This is a genomic window from Salinivibrio siamensis (assembly GCF_001996005.1).
In the GTDB taxonomy this organism is placed as follows: Bacteria; Pseudomonadota; Gammaproteobacteria; order Enterobacterales; family Vibrionaceae; genus Salinivibrio; species Salinivibrio siamensis.
In genome coordinates this window covers 17,076-36,821 of record NZ_MUFB01000021.1, presented here as the reverse complement: position 1 = coordinate 36,821, position 19,746 = coordinate 17,076, and the positions used below count along the sequence as shown (strand labels likewise).

Sequence of the window (19,746 nt, the reverse complement as noted above, 5' to 3'; positions counted from 1 at the left end):
TGTTACGTCTTCGTAATAATGCCCTAGGCAAAGAAAGAGTTGATGTCTTGGATGCGGTTCATCAACGGTTGAAGAAAAACTACCCCTTCATCTACCAGAGGTTAGTCGGTCCTCTCGCCGATAGAACTCGAGATAAAAAGTTCAAATGCTATTGCAACAATCCAAAGAGTCTCCACGAGATCTATATGGATATAATGGCGGGTCGAGTCCATTATCATTCCTTGATCTGCGACGATTGCTGGCAGGAAGATCTAACTAAAACGTGGGGTTACTATGGTTGGGCGAGAAAGCTAATTCCGCAAGCGGTGTGGCATGCTCTCTGCGAAGAACGGGCATATGATAAGTACGTTGAGTAACGTAAAGCCAACCACGCAAAAACGTTAGGCTAAAAAGCAGGATTTATGCAAGAGTGGCCTTGGATAGTATTTGGGCTCTTATCCTATTGCAATCATATCTCGCGTTATTCAGCCGTGGAGCAACGAACGCCTAAAATGTGGCGAAATATGCTCCAGAAGCGGACTGAAGGACTATCTGCATCACAGTCGTTGCGCTCAGTTTCTGATAGCGGCGTTTGCGCAACGATTATTACGTTTACAGCTCGCCTGTCCTAATATGCTTACAGAGTATTGATAACCCGCTTAGGTGCGTTGAGCTGCAATATAGCCAGATTTTTTGCTCACCAGAATGCTCTTCTCATCAATGACGTAGCTGGGTCAGAGGATAGGCATGTTTAGCAAGTCAAAGTAGCGCATCACTCATACCTTTTTCTTCACCAATCGCCCAGTAGTATTGTCCATACGGTAATCAACAATACTTCCATCAATGATTCGTTTTACGACTTCTCGAGCGGTTTCGAGCGGAACAGAGAACCATTCTTTCGGGTGATATTCTTTTCCGTCTTTTCCGGTGAGCGTCATCTTAATTCGCTGAGCGTGCAAGAACCCATGAATGAGGGTCTCAAACTTGTTCGGATTCAAGTTGTAGCACTCTATCGACGCGAGCTTTTTGACCGGTGCTTCGAGGAACGCTGTATCTCGCTCCGCATTTTTTGTCCGCTCATCCACCGTCAGTTCGGTATAACCAATTTTCAGTAGATTCGGAATTTCCCTAAGTGCTGGCTTATCGCTCAACGTCGTGACGAAATAAATTTGGCCAACCCTCTTATCCTTGTGGTTCACATTGTTGAAGGCATCGACGATCGACTCAGCATCACGGATGATTCTCCGTCCAGTAGGCTCCTGGTAAAGGCGTTTTGCCAGCGACTGTAAGAGATGGTTGGACTCCGTTCCATTCTCGAAAATGATGCGCAAGCGTGGATCGTATCGTCCCTGGTTATCTTCTCGGTACTCGCCAACCTCATCTACTAGACACATGACGCCTTCCAGTATAAAGGCGTCACCCGGCTGAACTTGTGAAGCCTGCTGGAAGCGGGCTGCCTTCACGTCGCCAGTTTTCAGCTTCTCGTGCAGATCCCTGAATATTGGTTCAAACGCATAGAAATCCTGGCATACACGCCGCTGAGCGATCTCATCTGGCTCCTCTCGGCTTTTGTCGAATGAGACATGAACAGGGTCAAAGATGGAGTCTTCTCCTTGATCAAACTCTGAGAATGCCTCGCTCGCAAAAATGTCATCAAGTGATGTGACGTTTTCCGCCTGACCCACATCTGTTTTCGAAGTTCGCTCACTAGGTTCGCTAGAAGCGTGAGAAGGCCTCTCCTCATCATGTAGGGTGGCCTCCTGATTCGACGCTGCGGGCTCGGGCAGCAGATTGTGGCGGTCGTATGGCTTCAGAGCCGACAACAGATCTTCTCGCGCTGTGTAGCTCTTTAGTCGTCGGGCGAGACGCTTTTCCAGGAGGTCACGTCCATCAGCCTGCGGAGCTTTTCCTTTCTGATCGACGAACATGCTAATCTCTTCAAATCGAGACACTTCAAGAGGCGCACCCGAGCTTGATTTCTTGGCCTCAACGTCAAGAAGACCGAACTCATCCGGGCCAGCAAATATATCGTCCAGTGAAGGCCGATCTGCGGCTTTTCGTCTGTTGTGATTGATCGGTGGCATCTCATATCCCTCTTACGACGTCTGTGCCTGAGCCTTGCGCTCCTGAGCCTTTCTCTTGATGTAAGCCAGTGCATCCGCCAAACGGCGCTCATACGGCTCACTAGCCGTCACAGAAGGCTCTCGGCCTTTCTCCTTGCGGAACTCATTGATTCGCGGCCAGAGAATAACGGCCTCTTCTTCAGACATCTGTGATCGCATACCAACCACGGTGTCCTGTATGGTCTTGAGAACCGATGGTGTGACGGATTTTGATAGGATCTCATAGGCACCCTGGAAGGGATTCACCTGACGAATCAGATCGACATTGAGGTTCTCGATATTGACGAACTTGTTCCCAATCAGCACAAACTTGCGATTCGGCTTGGGCTCATCGCTCCCGGCACCAACGTCGGTTTTCGATGGTTTCTCGGTGCCCCCTTGGTAATCCGGCGCATCTTCTTGAACACCCTCAGGAGTCATGATCTGAGCGTCTTCAGGCAGGTCAGACTCATCGAACAGTCCTCCTGTAGACTGGATGGCCATGGAAGCATGTACGGCTTCTGAGACAGTGCTTATCTCACTGTCATCCATGCCTGGGTAAAGCGTTTCCACGACCTTTGGAATTTCCACCTGCTCCATCACCTCTGGATCATCGTCGCCTGTCACAGCTGGTGCAATGACTTCAGGCTTTTGAAGGATAGCGGCTTTGATGTTGTCCATGTTCTCCAGGGCCTTCATGACTTTGTCGGAGACAGGCGATGTGGTGTCTTCAATGACCACGGTGCCGGGGTCAACTTCCTCGCCAGGCCGTATCCGAGACCTCGGCTTGAAGTTCACGGCGGGTGCCAAGACCTGCTCCATCAGCAGCGATACGGTGATGGCCTTGAGCATGTTGTTGACCGACGTTTTGACGTCGTCATCCTCTGCGTCTGGCTGGGCAATCAAGTTGGTAAACTGGGCGTGTGACTTGCCTTCCGAGTCGCGAGTGGCACGGCCGATAATTTGGATAATTTCCGTGAGCGAAGATCGATAACCGATGGTCAGCACATGCTCGCACCACGGCCAGTCAAAGCCTTCCTTCGCCATGCCCAAGGCAATAATGATATCCATGTCATCTGCTTTCGACACATTCCTGAGGTAGTTCTGAACCTCTACCCGAAGTGGGTTATCGTCAACCAGATCGGCAACCTTTAGAAGCCGGCCAGACTGGTCTTTCACCGTAATAATCCCAGTCTTCATATCCTTCTCGACGACCTCACCGATAGCATCGAGAATGTAATCGACCTCAGAATACTTGTCCTTCGTGGACTCGACCGCGTTGACGTTTGGAATATGAACGATCGTCTTCTTCGAGGTGTCCAGCACCTCATGCACAGCATCCAGGTAGCGACCGGTGTAGAAGTGATAGCCGATACCAAGTGACTTCAGATACCTGTAGCCATTGAGCTGTTCGTAGTAGGTGTAGGTGACCTGGGTAAACTTCTCTTCGTCCTCTGGCAGGAGAATCGGAACGGCGTCGCCACGGAAGTATGAGCCCGTCATTGCCACAATATGGGCATTGGAGCCCGCCATGACGCCATCAATAAGCTCGCCAAGCCGATTTTCACCGTCCGCTGAGGTATGGTGGAATTCATCAATCGCCAGCAACGTTTCGTTGAAGTCCGAAGGAGCCAGCTCTTTGTAGGCATACCGCAGAGTTGCATGGGTGCAGATCAAAACGTCTGCGTCCGGGTCAGACATGAAACGGATAAAGGCTTTGACCTTGCGATCCTCCCCGCCAGGTACACAGAGGTTGTAGCTGGGATGCACCTTCCAGTCGGCAAAGAAGCCTGCGCTTTTGAGGTCGGTGTCCTTGAAAGAGCCACCAATGGACATTTCGGGCACGGCTACGATGACTTTTTTGAGCCCCTGGTGGTGCAATTTGTTCAATCCGAGGAACATCAGGGCTCGGGATTTCCCGGAGGCAGGAGGCGCTTTCAAGAGAAGGTATTGAGCCTCACGAGCCTCATACGCCCGAGCTTGCATCTCCCGCATACCCAATTCGTTCAAGTTCGAACTCTTGCCAGTTTGCTTGTACTGGACCGTCATCAGATCAGCCATGATCAATTACTCCCTTTGGCTGTTTTCTTGGCAGGTTTCTTCACTTTTTCTTCAGCAATCAATTTTTCGTAACGGGCGAAGAGGTGTTCCAAACGTTCGGTTGCATCTCTGAATGGTTTGTCTCGATAAAGTTTCTCGACAGCACGATCCAAGGCCTTATGAGCTTCTCGAAGTGGCTCCGGCATTTCTTTTGGGTCGTAAAGCTTTGATAAGGATTTGTCGGGATAATCCTCACGCACAAGAAGGACTTCCTCGGCAAGCTCTTCGATTTTCTTTCGCTGCCGATCATTAACTTCGGGCCAAGGGAATGTGTTGTAAACCAGCGTGGCAGAATAGCGGTACCGACTCTCTAAACGTCCTGCGACGGTGCGCATCCAGTCGTTGTGCATTTCGGATGTAAGGATGCCGAATTCGTAAAGGGTAGCATTCGGAATAAACAGATTTGCATCACTGCATACATCATGGGAAGCATCCATGAGCCCAATAGGGATATACTCCCTTCGCTCAGATGAGACGCGAGGCACCAAAATATAACTTCCTGATTCGGGTTGAGCCATTTGAACAAACAAATGAGGCAGTTTTGACCACTCTCTGGTAGAAGCTGCCTTGCTTTTACTTCGCATAGCACGGACTGCTTCAACGCGCTCACTAACGCCAGGTAATTTCAGGATATCCTCGCTTGCATCTTTAAGCCAAAGGCACCAGCGTGTTTTCCCATTTAAAAATTCGGAAGCTCCATATATTCTTTTAATAAAAGTTGAAACAGCTGGAGATTGAGTTTCTAAGGTTTTTTTCTCAACATCGGAAAGCAAAAGGTGTCCGCCATCCCGAGGCATGCTACCAAATAGCATTTTAGGAGCCTTCGAAACAGAGGCCTCTCTCGCCACCACCGCATCACTAGCGCCTTCTGTCAGGTAGGCGCTAATATTGCGAACATGAGCTTTATGAATTCCATCGTATAAAAACTTATCTTCAGGGTGAGTAGATAGGCCAACTATTACAACATGAACGCCGGCGTTATCTTTTGCGCTATTTTTCCAGCTAAACGTTTGGTGAGCGAAATGGATATCCACTCCTTGTTTAAATATTTCAGGCCATAACAAGCCCGCCTGCTCGCCCTTACATATAGAGTTAGTGCTGACAAATGCTATTTCGGCATCATATTTTTTTGCCATTCTGGCGCCTAGAATGAACCAGCACGAAACATAATCCAACGTTTTGTAATGCTTAAAACCTTTGAAAATATCACTCATCTCTGCCAATTGTTCTTCAGATCTATTTCCTCGGCCTGAGAATGGAGGGTTGCCGCAAATATAGAGCTCATGGCCCGCCTCCCCTGACTCTATTAAGGGGCATACTTCTTCCCAATTAACGCGGAGAGCGTTTCCGCAACTAATATTGCCGGAGTCTCGAAGTGGAAGCGCTGCCTCTGCGTACCCGAACATCTCTTTAAAAGCCATATTCATCTGATGTTCTGCTAACCAGAGAGACAAAACAGCGACTTCGTGCGCAAAATCATCGATCTCGATACCATGGAACTGGGACAGCTTAATCCCTGAGTAATACATTTCAGTCTGATCCGAGACTTTGTTTAGCGCATCAATGACTTGCATTTCTAGCTTGCGAAGCTCTTTGTACGCAATGATCAGGAAGTTTCCGGAACCGCATGCCGGATCAAAAATGCGCAGATTCTGGAGCCGCATAAGCAATTTTTTCAGTTTTCGCCCGTTTTTCCGGCTCTTCTCAAGCTCAGCATAAAGTTTGTCGAGGAATAGAGGCTGAATTACCTTCATGATGTTGGAGACAGAGGTGTAATGCTGCCCCAGACTTCCCCGTTGTTCTTCATCAATGACTGCCTGGAACATCGAGCCAAAGATATCTGGATTTATCTCAGACCAATCCATGCTCCCGCAATCAATCAAGAGTCTCCGGGCTTTTCGTCCAAATTCGGGGATGGGCTCATCTGCCTCAAAAAGGCCACCATTGACGTAGGGGTACTCCTGGAAGTGAGCAGCCATAGATGCTCGCTCAGGTGCCTTATCATCCAGATTCAGGACAGTGAAGAGATCTGAGAAAAACTGATCTACGTCAGAGCCATCTTCCTGCGTCGTTGACTGAATGGCAGATGTCATCTGGCCCTGAGCGAAGATGCCAGTGTCTTCGGCGTAGAAGCAGAACAAGAGGCGGGTAAGGAAAACGTTGAGCGCGTGAATGTCCTCAGGCTTCGATAGGTCATTGCGCTCGCGGATCAAATCAAACAGCCGCCCCATCTTCTCAGAGGCTTTAACGTCAGCTGGATGTTCTGAGTACATGACCGCTTTCTCATACCCAGCCAGCGGGAGAAAGAAGGCATACTGTTTGTCAAGTTCATCCATGCTGGTTTCAAGGCGCTCTTCTGCCTTGATATCGAAGGCAACCAGGCTCTTGAAGTCAGTGACGATCACAAAGCGGATATCGTTCCTTGATACGACTTCGCTTGCCTTGAGCGAGTCTGCTTCGGCATTCAAATCTATCCCCTCTGGAACGGTTCGGAAATAGAGCTTCTTCTTCAGCCCAATATCATTACCGCTTGCAACGTTCCGGCTGTCGTCACCTTTACGAAGGCGAGTTATGGTGCTCTTCGGAAATCCGTAGGCATCAAGAAAGGAGAAAATGAACTCATTCGGATTGAGGTTGGAGCAAGCCTGCTCCATGGATTCGATAATGCGTGCCTGACTAATCGCCATGTACAGACTCCTGGTGCCAATCGTTTTTTGAGCTTTCGGATACGAGCAAGTTCTGATGACAGAATAAATACTTAGCTCCAATTCAGATGTCGAATGATACGACAGAGGTATCAAACAGGCAATTCCGAGTTTCTGGTAACAAGCCGAACCACGAGCGCTATAAACGGCAATACAAAAACTATTATCTTTATCGCACCTCACTATCTCTCTCCGCGATCCTTGCCATCACCCACTCTTCGACTTCACTTTCTACCCACGCGACCGCTCGACCTCCCAGGGGCACACTTTTCGGGAAGGTACCGTCTTTCATCAGGTTGTAGATGGTTGAACGGCCAAGGCCTGTCATGTGTTTTACTTCGCTCAGTTTAATTAATCTCATGATATTACTCCGTTATTGGACTCATGAGATTTCCGCGCACGTAAAGATTTACCGGTTTCGCCCCTCTTGTACCCACTCCCCTAACCAACCTGATTTCAGATATATGTCATCGATACGCATAGCCACATCAATTACTTAAAGGAGACTCCCTATGCGTACGTCACACGCTCCCCTGTTCACCCCTGCAGACAACTACCCTGTCCACCAGCCATCTGAGTTGAATCAGCTCTTAGAGCACGCGGCGGAAGCGCTCGCACAAAAGTACAAACGCGAAGGCACCTTCACGAGCCCTAAAAACGTGATGGAATACTTAAAGCTCAAGCTCGGCGCGTACGATCGTGAAGTGTTTGCGTTGATGCTGCTGGATAACCAACATCGGCTGATCCAGTTCGATATCCTGTTCTTTGGCACCATTGATGCCGCGTCTATCTATCCACGCGAAGTGGCAAAAGCGGCACTGAGTCACAATGCAGCTGCCGTTATCTTTGCGCACAACCACCCATCGGGGATTGCCGAGCCGTCACAAGCAGACCGTCATATCACTGACAAATTGATCAAAGCGTTGGGCCTTATCGATGTTCGCGTTTTAGATCATGTGGTTGTCGGTGAAGACTGTGTGTCTTTCGCCGAGCGAGGCTGGATCCCAGTCGTGTAGCGGCTTCACAGGCCATTTTTACACGCCACACATGCACACAGGCAGCGATACCTTTCCCTGCTTCTCATTATGTTAAAACGGGAAGCAGCCAACCCAGGCGCAACAAGGGTCTGGCTGTCGCTGTCGTGCTGTGCTTCTCAAAACCTCCATCTGTGAAGAAAAAAGGAAGTAAGCCATGTCAGAAGTTCAAGCCATCAAAGATGCTGAGACTGTTCAGCTTATCGGCCACCTATTGAGTATTCGTTATCATCGCCAAATGGCCGACGTCTGGTATATCGGGTTAAACCTGGCGTTACGTATCTCCGATCTGCTTGCTATTCAGTTCGACGATATCCACGGTGACCGGTTGCGAATCAAAGAACGTAAGACAGGTAAGATTGCTGATATCCAGCTCAACCCCAAAACACTGGCGCGCATTGAAAAGATACGGGCAGACCATCCTGATCACGTCTACCTGTTTCAATCTCACCGCTGTCAGCAGATTAAGCAGTTGCCGCCTAAACCGCTCTCTCGGCGCGCTGTTACTCTCGCCTTTCAACAGGTCGGGCAAGAGCTCAACCTCTCGTTAGGGACGCACTCAATGCGAAAAACACGCGGTTATATGCTGTATCAAGCTACAAAAGATATTGGTCGGGTGATGAAAATGCTGCGCCATACCTCAGAAGGCATCACGCTTCGTTATATTGGTATTACACAGGAGGATGTCGACAATGATTTTATTGCCTTAGAGATATGAGGTAAGGCCGCACCATGACAGTACGGCCGACGGGATTTTAAATATATATCATCAATAAAAAACGATTGTGCAAGATTTACTTGGTGCTAGAACCAAAGCAACGAAACCCCTCGTTGCGACGCTTGGTTCTTTTTTTGGCTAAATAGCTTAGTCGATAGAATATATCTTTATACTCCTGCTCAGCTCGCTCAGAGCTCTCAGGACGTCCGTGAAGGTAGTAAATGCTATTATCAGGGATATGCACTAACCCCATCGCTTGATTATTACACAGGCCGATTGCCTTCGCCCAGGCACGGACAATGATATTATATAAACCATCACCGCATTCGACGTTCTCAAACTTCCCCCAGCAATAAAACCTATCCTTATTTAAAACCAACGCGAAATGATAATGATCGTTGTGTGAATGATTACGCTCCCTTGCCCAAGAATATCGCACCTTACAACGATGCACCCGCTTACCCTTCGCTCGCTTCTCACACTCTTGCTTTGCCATTTCTAATTCAATAGCTCGAATAAATCGTTTAATCGTGCCTTTTTTCCATCGCTCGAAAGAGAGGGCCTCATCACGCTTCAGAAAGTCATCAGACTCATCAGTAGCTGGAAACCTTAAGTCAAGACGAGCAACAGTGAGGTTATTATAGTCCTGATAACCATCAGCTAACATATTGCGTATTTTCTCTAAGTAACGTGCCTTGCATTCATTGATAGGTAGAAGGATAGGAAAGTCTTTGTAGGTATGTGTGTCCATCTCATGCTCCTCTGTGAGTACTACAAAGGAACACTGGTTATATTATTTTTTACCTTATCTTCTTTACTGGTAATGGGTATATGAAGAGAAGAGCGAATACGTATATTACTATACCGACAACTCCCCTTACTCCTGTGACCATATCACCCACCAGCCAACCTAGCCTCTCCCTCTGTCACCGACGATCTGAGCATGTGGAAGTTATGAGCCCCCCCCAAAGGCGAGCATAACCCCAATGCCGTTTTATGCACACTATTGTCACTCAAAAGGCAAAAAATGACACTTTTTGTGATCACAATCACAATAAGAACGAGAGGCGAAAAACTCACTTTTTATCACATGAAGAAGGTGATAAAACGGGGCTAAAAGAACAAGCAAGCTGATTAACATGCAAAAACAAGTCATACATACACATCTTTCGACAGCTATACATACGGAAAGAGAGTTAGCTTTCTTTTGGGGTAAAATCCTCGAGGAAGGTCTCATAGAGCTAGGGCCTGAAAGGAGGAAAAGCGTAACCGCCGACATTGAAAGTCAGCCTACACTCGATAAAGCAATAAAGCGTCTATCTGTCATAATCGATAAAGAAATAAAATACAGTCTAGAGGAAACCGGAAGATTTCTAAAAAGAACAAAGGATAAACTACATGATGAAAAGTTAAAAAATTATGACATCAAGAACCTTTGCGATGAAGATAGAAAAACAAACTGGCTGTGGTGCTATATAAGAAAAAATTCAAAAAAACGGGTAATGATTTTGAGGCACAAGGAGCCCCAGAAAGGAATAATAATCGAAAATTTTACACCCATAACTCTTGAGCTAGATGACAAATACCTAAAAGAAAAACGCCCAAACACGACAGAAGAAAAAAGAGAACAAATAGAGAGCTGTTTTATTTTTTCGCCCTATTCTGAGAAGGAGGAGAAAATATTATCGAACCACTTAAAAAGTGAGTGGCTTAAAAACAGCAAACGGAATGAAATGATAAAATGGTTAGATGGCTGCCACCACAATCAGCTTATATGGGCTTATGAACACATTCAAAAAAAGGAAGAAATAAAGTACACTTGGACACCGTCTAGCACTGAGGATAGGAAGTCAGTCCTTGTAGCGGTTTATGATCTCATCCCTGAAAGCGATAAAAAAAAGTTCATCGATAAATTCAGGAGCACCTGGAGCTCAAAGAAGTCTAGAAATAAACAAAGAGGAGACACACTAGAAATAGAAAATGAAGTACTTGATAAGCTCGACAAACTGGCTGAAGAGACTCAAAGCACTCCCCAGGACGTCATAAAAAAACTCATTACCATTCTGGATTGGGACGAGATTTTGGACATACTGGAGAGTGAGTAAGTGGTGGAGCTCTAGGTCAACGATGAGAGTTAACGAGAAAGGGAGCCGAATGATTGACTCCTTTGGTCATAAACTGGACAGAAAAAATGTCACTTAACCAGTTACCGACTTTGCCCAGGCATACATATCTCGGAACCTCTGCGCATAATGCTGTAGGCTCCAGTTTCCTTCGTCAAACTGTGACATCCAGTACTGAGCAGCGGCTTTATCATCAAAGAGCTTTAAGTAAAAATAAGCGACACCGACCATTACCTCCTCAAAGCCGCCGGAGACTCTTCGTTCATTAAGGATTTCTTCGGCTGCATAAAGCGCAGAGATAGCCGTATCTTGATGTTGTTCTTTTAGGTCAATCGCCCACGATGGCTTATGAGAGAAAAACTGGTCAAGATAGGCAACGTATTCGTCACAAATAATCATCCATGCGTGAATAGCTACGCGATGAATCCTCTTACTCTGGTGTAACTCTGCACTTTCCTTTTGGCATTTGAACAGGCTTTCCAGTGCCTGCTTGGGGAAGCTTGCAGTACTTTGACGTATACGAATTTTTTCAAGGTAATGTTGCAGACCAAGCCAGTGTATACGCTGGTTCACTAGCGCGGGCGGTAGTGTCTCAAGTTGAGCTTTAACAGTATCACTCAGCGCAATAGCAATCGAATCACAACGATCTAACAGGCCATTAAGTTCCGCAATTACAGATCGTTGGCCCTTGTTGGTAAGGATGACTTGCGTGATATTATGGCTAATTTCTTTCAAAGCAGATAACTGTTCTGATGCACTCAACAGATAGAGTTCATCAAAAATTTCTCCTATCTGCGCAACAAAGTCCTTAGTATCTGACTGTAGTCCATCATTAAAGTACATTCGAAGCCTAGTGATTTTGACCGTCAGCTTTTGTGCGGCGGTGCAATTCCAATGAGGAAAGTGTTCTTCGAATGTTGCGTAAGCCACTTTTAGTAATTCAACACTTTGCGCTTCACGCGCTGTATCGATTACGACGTTATGCCACATCAAGATTTGTTCTGGCTGTGATTGATTAATAAGCGATAAGACTTCGTTGAGAAGCTCCTTTGCGTTTTTTAGTTCGCTATTCCGCACCATTTCTATAGCTAGGTTATGAATCAGGTACTCAATAGCGTTCGGCTCAGGACGCTTTTTCCATTCTCGCCATGCTTGCCGCAGGTGAGTTAACTTCTGTTCCCTAAGGCCAAACCTGTCATCGCATTGCGCTAAGTTATTGTAAAGTTTATATAAACTTTCTGGGGTTTGCGTGCCATTGATTCTCTTCTCTAAGCACTCTCTCGCCGCCTCAATCGATCCTTCAGTCAATAAAGCATCAGCTTTTAATAATGTATACTCAGTATCTATGCTTATATCGGCATCGGCAAACTTTTCTACTGCCTGGTAAAATGACTTCACATCCCCAGTACATTGATAGAAAAAGGCGCGCAAACCATCTAGCCGTATAGACTCCCTTTTAAGTAGCGCAGTGGTATCAATTGTCGCTAAAGTTTTCTGAGCTTTTAAATGGTCGCCCATTCTGAGCAATATACGAACTTGCAACATTCTTGCTTTGAGCTTTGCACTATATCCTGAGCAAGCAGGCTCTCTGGTTAATGTGGCAAGCGCTTGGTTGAAGTTGAGCTGTTCTGTTTGAGTCCAAGCCTCACTTAACCAGGCAGATTCGTGGGGTAACAAATAATGAACTCGCAACCAATTACAGATTGGTATACAAGAAAAGAAAAGGAATAAAGGATGCCACGAGCTAGCGGCAGAGATGACAATAGCAGGCCAACTAATCCAAACATAACGGCGATGAAGGAAATAGTATTGTTTTTCTGTTAGTAACTCTATGATAACATCACCTATAGTTATAAAAAGTACATATTTATTACTTAATAGAATTAAAAGTCCTATACTATCATCATAACATCGGTGCGCGACTGTTTCTGAAGGTTCTAGACGGAGCGTTTATCGGGTTTTCGCTGAAGGTAGCGTATAAGCATTGAACATCATTTATGGCTATCACTAGTCGTTAATAAAATGTAGATCTATTCTCTGCTTATCCATCAACTTGCCAAGAGACGGCCGTGTCTTTGAGTACACAAAGCTGGTGTCACTACCTGGTACCATGTCTTACAAGCATTACCTTAAACGTGGTGAGTAGGTGCCTTTTATACTGAGCCTAAGCACACAGCCTGCACTTTAGATACACCCAATGGTACACCTAATTAAAGTCAAACTGTAAAAAATCAACAAATACATGAACTTATAATTACAGTTCAAGTTACGCCAGCCCACCACTTTCCTTTAAGTTGTTGTTTTTATTAAAAGTTCTTTTGTTTCAAGCAGTTAAAAAGCATATGTGTGATACGCAGCTGAGCTACACGGGCGACGATTTGCACATATACAAACGTAAAAACAGCAGCGTTTACTATTTCCAAAAGCGAGTTCCTAGCCGCCTAGTCGAGCACTATGGCAAGCGCCTTATTCGCTTCTCTTTGAAGACCTCGAACAAGACACAAGCCAAACAACTAGCCACCATCGAGGCTGGTCGCCTGATGAAAGAGTTCGCGGAGCTCAGTGGCTATTCTGTACCAGAGAAGAGAGTTGAGCTGGTCGACCTTCAGAACATTGCCATTGAAGCCGCCAATACGTGGGTAAAAGACAAGCAGGACAACATGCTAACTGGCTCTGTCGATGTTGAGGGCATACGGAACGGGTTAGAAGCAAGCTTAGACGCCATTCAAGAACATGCAGCAGGAATGCTACACGACAGCCTAAAACTAGCTGATGCACCTCGCGTACAACGTGTTTTTGAGGGAGCCATCCCTGACCGAACCACCAGCCAGTACAACGCGCTCACAGAGCCACAGAAAGCGCGTGCATTCATCGAGTTCGCCCAGCACCTAAAAGCCCAGACACAGACTCTCCTAGACTCGATTAGCGGCTTCTCGAGCGACATTAAGACCATCACCAAACCAATTCCTAAGATAGAAAAAGCTCCAACACTTGAATATGTCGCTAATGAGTTCTTAGAGAACAAGCAAACAGAAATGGTAGCAACTGGTAAGCCAATGAGTGAGAAACTCAAGCAACGCTATCAAGTATCTATTGAGTTCCTTCTTGGTTTTATGGGGGCTGACTATCCTGTCAAAGAGGTCTTGGCACCAGATATAAGAAATCTGAGAAAGGTACTGATAGACACGCCAAGTAACTCAGCTAAGTTAAAGGAGACCAAGAATCTTACGACTCCTGAGCTTATAGCTGTAGTGAGTAGCGGGCAATTGAAGCATCTTCCCCCTCTTTCTATCACGAGCATCAATCAGCGCTTAGAAGCGATTTCTGCAATGTTTAAGTTCGCTATGCAAGAACGATATATCGCATTCAACCCTGCAGAGAACATGAGGCTCAAGAAAAGAGTCGCGGACAAGGATGCTCGGAGACCATACTCACCAGAGATGCTCGACAGGTTACTTCAGTTGACCAAAGGCACAGAGCACTACTGGATTGTACGAATAGCACTTTGTTGTGGTCTACGTATGAATGAAATCGTCCAGTTGAGACCTTCAGACATCAGGCAACACCAAGGCATTTGGTATGTCTCTGTAAATGAAGAGGACGGCAAGGCGTTAAAGACTAGCTCTTCTGCCAGATCTGTGCCTCTGCCTGACGCACTGTTAAACCTTGGTTTCATCGAGTTTGTACAGTCATTGAGTACAGAGACGCTATTCGATATTCCTCTTCCAAAACAGGGCGGATATCGCTCAGACATATACAGTAAGCGCTATGCCTATTTCTGTCGCAAGCATGAACTAAGAGCAGACCGTGTGACTTTCCATAGCTTGAGACACAACTTCAAAGACCTCGCGTTGAATGCTGGAGTGCCTGAAGTAGCTTATAAGCAACTTGGTGGATGGTCAGAGAGCTCTGTGAGTGGCAATTACGGCTCAGGTCTGACGATAGCTAGTCTCAAGAAGCATGTAGAGACCATAGATTACCCCATCGACGAGCAAGAAGCAGTTGACACTCGACTCCATATGGCAGAGTAGCCACTCTATGGCCTCTAGGGGAGCCTATAACCGCCAAGTAGAAACACTATTGTCGATTGATGGTGGCTTATCTTTCTATTGTTGGGGCGAGTAGCAGTGCCCCATGATTTCCTCATGCATTTCCTTTGAGCGGTAGACCAGACAAACCACAATGCATAGGTGGAAGCCGTTTGAGGCTAAAGCCCTTGTGTCGGTTTGTAGTCTGTTCTCTCTGATGACTAAGACTGGATTATTCAGGACGTGCTTTGACAGATTACTCTAGCTCACTTTTTCTAACCCTAGAACATCTAAAATGTTTGTAGGCTTTATCAAGGTTAGCCTGGCGAACTACAAAAAAAAGAACTGAGAGATTGAAAAGATAGCTTCTCGAATCTCTCACCCATATCATCATCAATGGTGTATTTGGTCTGTTTTTTTCCATCAACTTCAACCTTCTCATCTAGGATAGTGAATCTAGCTCTATGCTCGCTGTCTGGTGTAGTTAGCACTAGATCTCCCTCATTATCTGAGATTTCATCAAACCACAGCTCAAATGCCGGTAGCTCTTCACTCATAGGGAACTGGTATCTTTCGTATTTACCTTCTATTAAGGCTATATCGCTAAACTCAAAGTTATTGGTTAGATTTTCCATTAACTTCCGAGATGAATTATTGACAAGATTCTGTAAAGGTGTCGCGTTGACCACCTTCATAACTTCGCTAAGTGACTCGTCATTCTGTAGGTTACTAAAATTTGCCTCTCCATCGACCCCCATGTGACCACGAATAACTTCTTCAATGGCACTGAAAACATTCAGTATGTTCTGGTCTCTAGATCTTCCGTCTTCTTCTGTCGGTACGTCCCACACTTCTTTGAAGTCGTCACCCATGTAATATGCGAAGTGCAAAACCTCTAAATAAGCCCTTCTAAAGATTTCCACACTAGAATCTGGCAAGCCTATGAATTTAAACCCTATGTCATCACTTAGTTTGTGGAGGTTGTTTTGTAGAAGCGTGTACATTTGCTGAATGATGTTATTTAAAACTCGTCTTTGGTCGGGATTCTTTTCTTTGCGCTCCGAGAAATGCTCGTAAAAGCTGTAAAGGATTTCACCTGTATCAGTTATGAACCTATTCATTTCCGCTACAGCAGTCGATTTTAAGGTGACTTCGCCTTTTTCTTTGATGCGATTGAACTCGTACAGTTCCGAGAAAATCACAGGTAAATCCTCCTCTGTTATATACTTAAACTTCGCATTCTTTACCCGCCTCCCCATTACCTTTTCAAAATGTTTTTGTTGTTCGTAATACATTTCATAAAGGCGTTTATCTTTTTGTAACTCTAACCCTTTTATAGTTTGTTCTGAACGGTGATTAGCAGTAACCCAAGCAACTAAAGGAATGCTCAAAGAGGCAATAGTCATAGGTATTCTGAAGGTCGTCCAAAAGTCAGCTAGTAGCTTAGGCACATCTTCATAGGTGTAGAGCACGTAACCTAATACTATTGAGACGAGAATAGGAGCTCCTATTGCAGCTTTGAAAAGCTTAGTTTGAGACAACTTTTTATTATCTGACATTAGCTCCACCTTATCGTTGAACCTATAGTATTTAGACCTCTTGAAAGTGATTTTCTTTCGATAAGTCTTTCTTTCGTATTTTCAGGTAAGGTTAACGAGCAACCTTCCTCGTCAATAATTCCAAGGTTAACCGTACTGTGTTTTTCCACCATACACATCATTGGGGCATCTCTCCTCTTACTCCCGCATTCCAAATGGATATTTCCTTTTCGAAGAGTGTTCGCAAGAGTTCTTTTTCTTTAGCTTTGAAGTTGCTAGAAAAGGCAATCAATATATTACTGTGCTCTTTTTCGAGACAGTTCGTCAAACAACCTCGAACTATTTGATGCAATTCGTAGAAAATGACCACACTTCTTTTCAGACAATACTACAATGATGTACCACACCTCAACTAATAGTATTTTGCTAAGTCACTGGCTCACTTATATCCAAAAGCGATTTTGATTGCATCAGAGACAGTCTGGACGGCTAAGTCACGCTTCGCCACCATAGGTGTGAGATTGTGTATAAGCCAGATAACCAAGGCCATTTCTTATGAGAGCGTTGGCTAGAGGTTGGTCTCAACACAGTCTCTCAGGCATTCACCTGAATCATTATGATACCCAGACCACTCTCTTAACGTAGTCCTCGAAGAGAGACCTAAAGCTTTTCTCTTGGTTGTGCCTATACAATATTCCACTAGCACCTACAGACCATACAACTCAGACACACTCTAGTCGACTGCTGCTCACAATGATAACTCCTTCTATCAAGTGAAATAACAGTCAACGCAGAGTCGCTCTACTTAGCTACTTATCCATGTAAGCAAAGGTGCGATAGTCTTGTGCTGGTGGTCTATTTAGTATCTGCTACGACTAGGGCAGCGGTCGTGTGATGTCACAGAGGGCTCTTAATGTATATCTAAGAGTTTTTCCTTGGGCTCTTCAATTAGACGTTGTAAATGGCTTGATGAGACAGAGGTTCTGATGAGAAAGAGCCAGAGAAGGAGTGGCAGTGAGGGGACTCTTAGTGTATATCTAAAAGTTTTCCTTGGGCTCTTCAATTAGACGTTGTAAATCAAGCTGCCCGCACAACTTTAATACTTGAAGTCAGCGATGTATCGCTCGGTTGATATTTCATCTATGACTTTTGTAACCTCTTAACCGACGACACAGAGCACCCCAAAGCCTCGGCTGTGGCATTAATAGAGTACCCCTTTGAGCGAAGCTCATGCACCTGCTCTTTGCTTATAGTGTGAGGGCGACCCATATGCTTACCTTCTGCCTTAGCGCGCTCTCTGCCTGCATTTGCGCGTTCTAACATCTTCCTTCTTTCCATCTCTGCAACCTTGGACAGAATGGTCACCAGAAGCTCTCCTGCGTCTGTGCTGAGGTCTACCCCTAACCTTGTCACAATGACGTTCACACCGCCTCTCAGGAGCTCTCTCACGGTGTTTTGCACATCAATGCTGTCTCTCCCCAATCTATCAAGATCGACCGTCACAAGTGTGTCTCCTTCGCGCACATAGTCGAGTAGCTTCTTAAACTCTGGCCTTTTCTCAGCGCTAACTGTCCCGCTCACTCCACAATCAGCGAACTCCTTGTCTATACGATATGTCTTATTGAGCTCTCTTCTTTGGTTCTCGATTGTTTGGTCGTCAGTTGAAACACGGTAATACGCGATAACAGCCATTTCTTACTCTTCATCTTGGTCTATAAGATGGGCTCATAATTTCATATAGGTCTAAAACTGTCAAACATGACTTATAGACCACCCTGCCGTAGCTGTTTGAGGTAGGTTCAAAAGGCAACATTTACAAACCCATAAAGTAGAGAAAAATAACACTCACTCCAAGTAAAGCTTCATTGCTTATTAGAGATATTTTCGATTTCACCAAGTCAGATACTGAAGTTTCTAGTAGGGGCATAGGGGGAAATTTAAACAACACATATATACTTAAAGTCGCAAGAGATTTTTTCACAAAAAAACAAAGCGAAAATAAAAACATGAAAAATATTAACAAGCAATGTCGTATGTTTTAACTTATATCATTGTTTTAAAAAAAGAAAAGCATTAGAAAATAAAATGAAACATGTGAATGAAATTAATTTCATAGGTTTAAAAATTGAAAGATAAAAATAAATATAGACCCCTCTCAATCAGAGGACTAAATAATGAAAAACCCAATACACACCAATGTAAACAGAGTCCTAAGCTATTACGGAATGAACTTAAAAAAAGGGAAATATGACTACTATTTATCATATTACAGCCAAGGTGAGACCTCTGTTATAAAAAATAACAACCCAAGAGATGCCATAAGAGAAGCAATCAACAAACAGGGTGACAAAGAGCTTTACATGCAATTAATAAACCAATTGAGATTTCTTAAACTAAACCCTAAAAAGCAATTATACTTCAGTGAGATTTTCATACTCGACCCAAGGTATACAACCAGACCTTCTCCTCCTTTAGGAACACTAAAGGATTCTTACGATTTTGCTTGTGAAATAAAATGGAATTCAAGAAACATAAAAGACCACAAAGCAACAAAAAGAAAAGCAGAGAATGTCATCAAACACTTTGGGTATTCAACACCACCAAGTGATATCACGCCAAGAAGACTCGTTGATTACGTTGGTTACTTACAAGCTAAAAACTTATCCAATGCTACTATAAATAGGAATTTGAGCAAGCTGAGGGTAATACTGAGACACGCTGTCATGCTTGACTACATACCACATGTACCTGAATTTCCTTGGCAAAAACACTCTAACGCTAGAACTCGCATACTTAGTAAGGAAGAGGAAGAGAAGGTAATAAATTTCTTTCATAAGAAAGGTAATACCCTTATGGCTGATTTTGTGATGGTAGCAATCGACACTGGTGCTAGAGTTGGTGAACTAATGAGGCTTACATGGTCAGACTACAGGCTAGAGAGTGAGTCTATTTTTATAAGAAACTCTAAAAATGATGAATTCCGAACTGTTCCTCTAACAAAACGTTCCCGAAATGTTTTTAAACGAAGATATCAAAACATGAACAGCCCAGAAGAAAATGTATTCAATCTGACTCAAGACCGTCTTAGTTGGCAATGGAAGGTTATGAAAAAGTCTTTAGGATTTGATAAAGAGAAAGAGTTTGTTCCTCATATGATGCGCCATACTTGCGCTACCAGATTAGCAGAGTTAGATGTAAGTGATTCCAAAAGAATGTTATGGATTGGTCACAAAACACCTATTATGACTGCGAGGTACACACATATGACATCAACCTCACTTAAAAGCGTTGTCGACATAATAGATTCTCAAGCATAAAAAAGACACAACTCTGATACGCTATATAGTTAACTAAAAGCGAAGACTGCCAAAGACAAAGCGCCACCAGCAGTATAGCTAATTCATATAATCTAAAGCGCT

At 44.8% G+C, this 19,746-nt stretch carries 13 protein-coding genes; 5 read left to right on the top strand and 8 right to left on the bottom strand.

Going from position 1 to position 19,746, the window contains the following annotated elements; genetic code table 11:
- Positions 1-755: 755 nt before the first annotated feature.
- From BZG73_RS11610 to BZG73_RS11595, 4 genes are all read right to left on the bottom strand, one after another.
- Complete coding sequence (locus BZG73_RS11610) at positions 756-2,063, bottom strand: GIY-YIG nuclease family protein (RefSeq protein ID WP_077668377.1); 1,308 nt, start codon at positions 2,061-2,063, stop codon at positions 756-758.
- A 12-nt stretch (positions 2,064-2,075) separates the two neighbouring features.
- A complete protein-coding gene (locus tag BZG73_RS11605) occupies positions 2,076-4,142 on the bottom strand; it encodes a DEAD/DEAH box helicase (RefSeq protein WP_077668376.1) in 2,067 nt (688 codons plus the stop codon).
- A 2-nt stretch (positions 4,143-4,144) separates the two neighbouring features.
- Positions 4,145-6,868, bottom strand: coding sequence for a DNA methyltransferase (locus BZG73_RS11600; RefSeq protein WP_077668375.1), 2,724 nt, complete (start codon positions 6,866-6,868; stop codon positions 4,145-4,147).
- A 187-nt stretch (positions 6,869-7,055) separates the two neighbouring features.
- Positions 7,056-7,247 (bottom strand): helix-turn-helix transcriptional regulator, encoded by a 192-nt coding sequence (locus tag BZG73_RS11595; protein WP_077668374.1) that lies wholly within the window; start codon positions 7,245-7,247, stop codon positions 7,056-7,058.
- 151 nt (positions 7,248-7,398) lie between these two features.
- On the opposite strand from BZG73_RS11595, the gene radC reads away from it, so the two are divergent.
- Complete coding sequence (gene radC, locus BZG73_RS11590; protein WP_077668373.1) at positions 7,399-7,902, top strand: RadC family protein; 504 nt, start codon at positions 7,399-7,401, stop codon at positions 7,900-7,902.
- A gap of 175 nt (positions 7,903-8,077) precedes the next feature.
- A complete protein-coding gene (locus tag BZG73_RS11585; protein ID WP_077668372.1) occupies positions 8,078-8,638 on the top strand; it encodes a tyrosine-type recombinase/integrase in 561 nt (186 codons plus the stop codon).
- A 76-nt stretch (positions 8,639-8,714) separates the two neighbouring features.
- Here the strand turns inward: BZG73_RS11585 and BZG73_RS11580 are convergent, their stop codons facing one another.
- Entirely contained in the window at positions 8,715-9,389 is a 675-nt protein-coding gene (locus BZG73_RS11580) for an inovirus Gp2 family protein (protein WP_077668371.1), read from the bottom strand.
- Positions 9,390-9,777: 388 nt separating this feature from the next.
- Here BZG73_RS11580 and BZG73_RS11575 point away from each other — a divergent pair, with 388 nt between their 5' ends.
- Positions 9,778-10,743 carry a hypothetical protein gene (locus BZG73_RS11575; protein WP_077668370.1) on the top strand — a complete coding sequence of 322 codons (966 nt, stop codon included), beginning with the start codon at positions 9,778-9,780 and terminating at the stop codon, positions 10,741-10,743.
- A gap of 93 nt (positions 10,744-10,836) precedes the next feature.
- On the opposite strand, the gene BZG73_RS11570 is transcribed toward BZG73_RS11575, so the two are convergent.
- Positions 10,837-12,438, bottom strand: coding sequence for a hypothetical protein (locus BZG73_RS11570; protein ID WP_131826196.1), 1,602 nt, complete (start codon positions 12,436-12,438; stop codon positions 10,837-10,839).
- Positions 12,439-13,079: 641 nt separating this feature from the next.
- Between BZG73_RS11570 and BZG73_RS11565 the strand changes: the two genes are divergently transcribed.
- A complete protein-coding gene (locus BZG73_RS11565; RefSeq protein WP_131826195.1) occupies positions 13,080-14,792 on the top strand; it encodes a site-specific integrase in 1,713 nt (570 codons plus the stop codon).
- Positions 14,793-15,106: 314 nt separating this feature from the next.
- Here BZG73_RS11565 and BZG73_RS11560 read toward each other — a convergent pair whose 3' ends face one another.
- Positions 15,107-16,348 carry a hypothetical protein gene (locus tag BZG73_RS11560; protein WP_077668367.1) on the bottom strand — a complete coding sequence of 414 codons (1,242 nt, stop codon included), beginning with the start codon at positions 16,346-16,348 and terminating at the stop codon, positions 15,107-15,109.
- Between the two features lie 1,119 nt (positions 16,349-17,467).
- Positions 17,468-18,019, bottom strand: coding sequence for a recombinase family protein (locus BZG73_RS11555; protein ID WP_077579574.1), 552 nt, complete (start codon positions 18,017-18,019; stop codon positions 17,468-17,470).
- Between the two features lie 482 nt (positions 18,020-18,501).
- Here BZG73_RS11555 and BZG73_RS11550 point away from each other — a divergent pair, with 482 nt between their 5' ends.
- Complete coding sequence (locus tag BZG73_RS11550; protein ID WP_077668366.1) at positions 18,502-19,644, top strand: tyrosine-type recombinase/integrase; 1,143 nt, start codon at positions 18,502-18,504, stop codon at positions 19,642-19,644.
- The last annotated feature ends 102 nt before the right edge of the window (positions 19,645-19,746 follow it).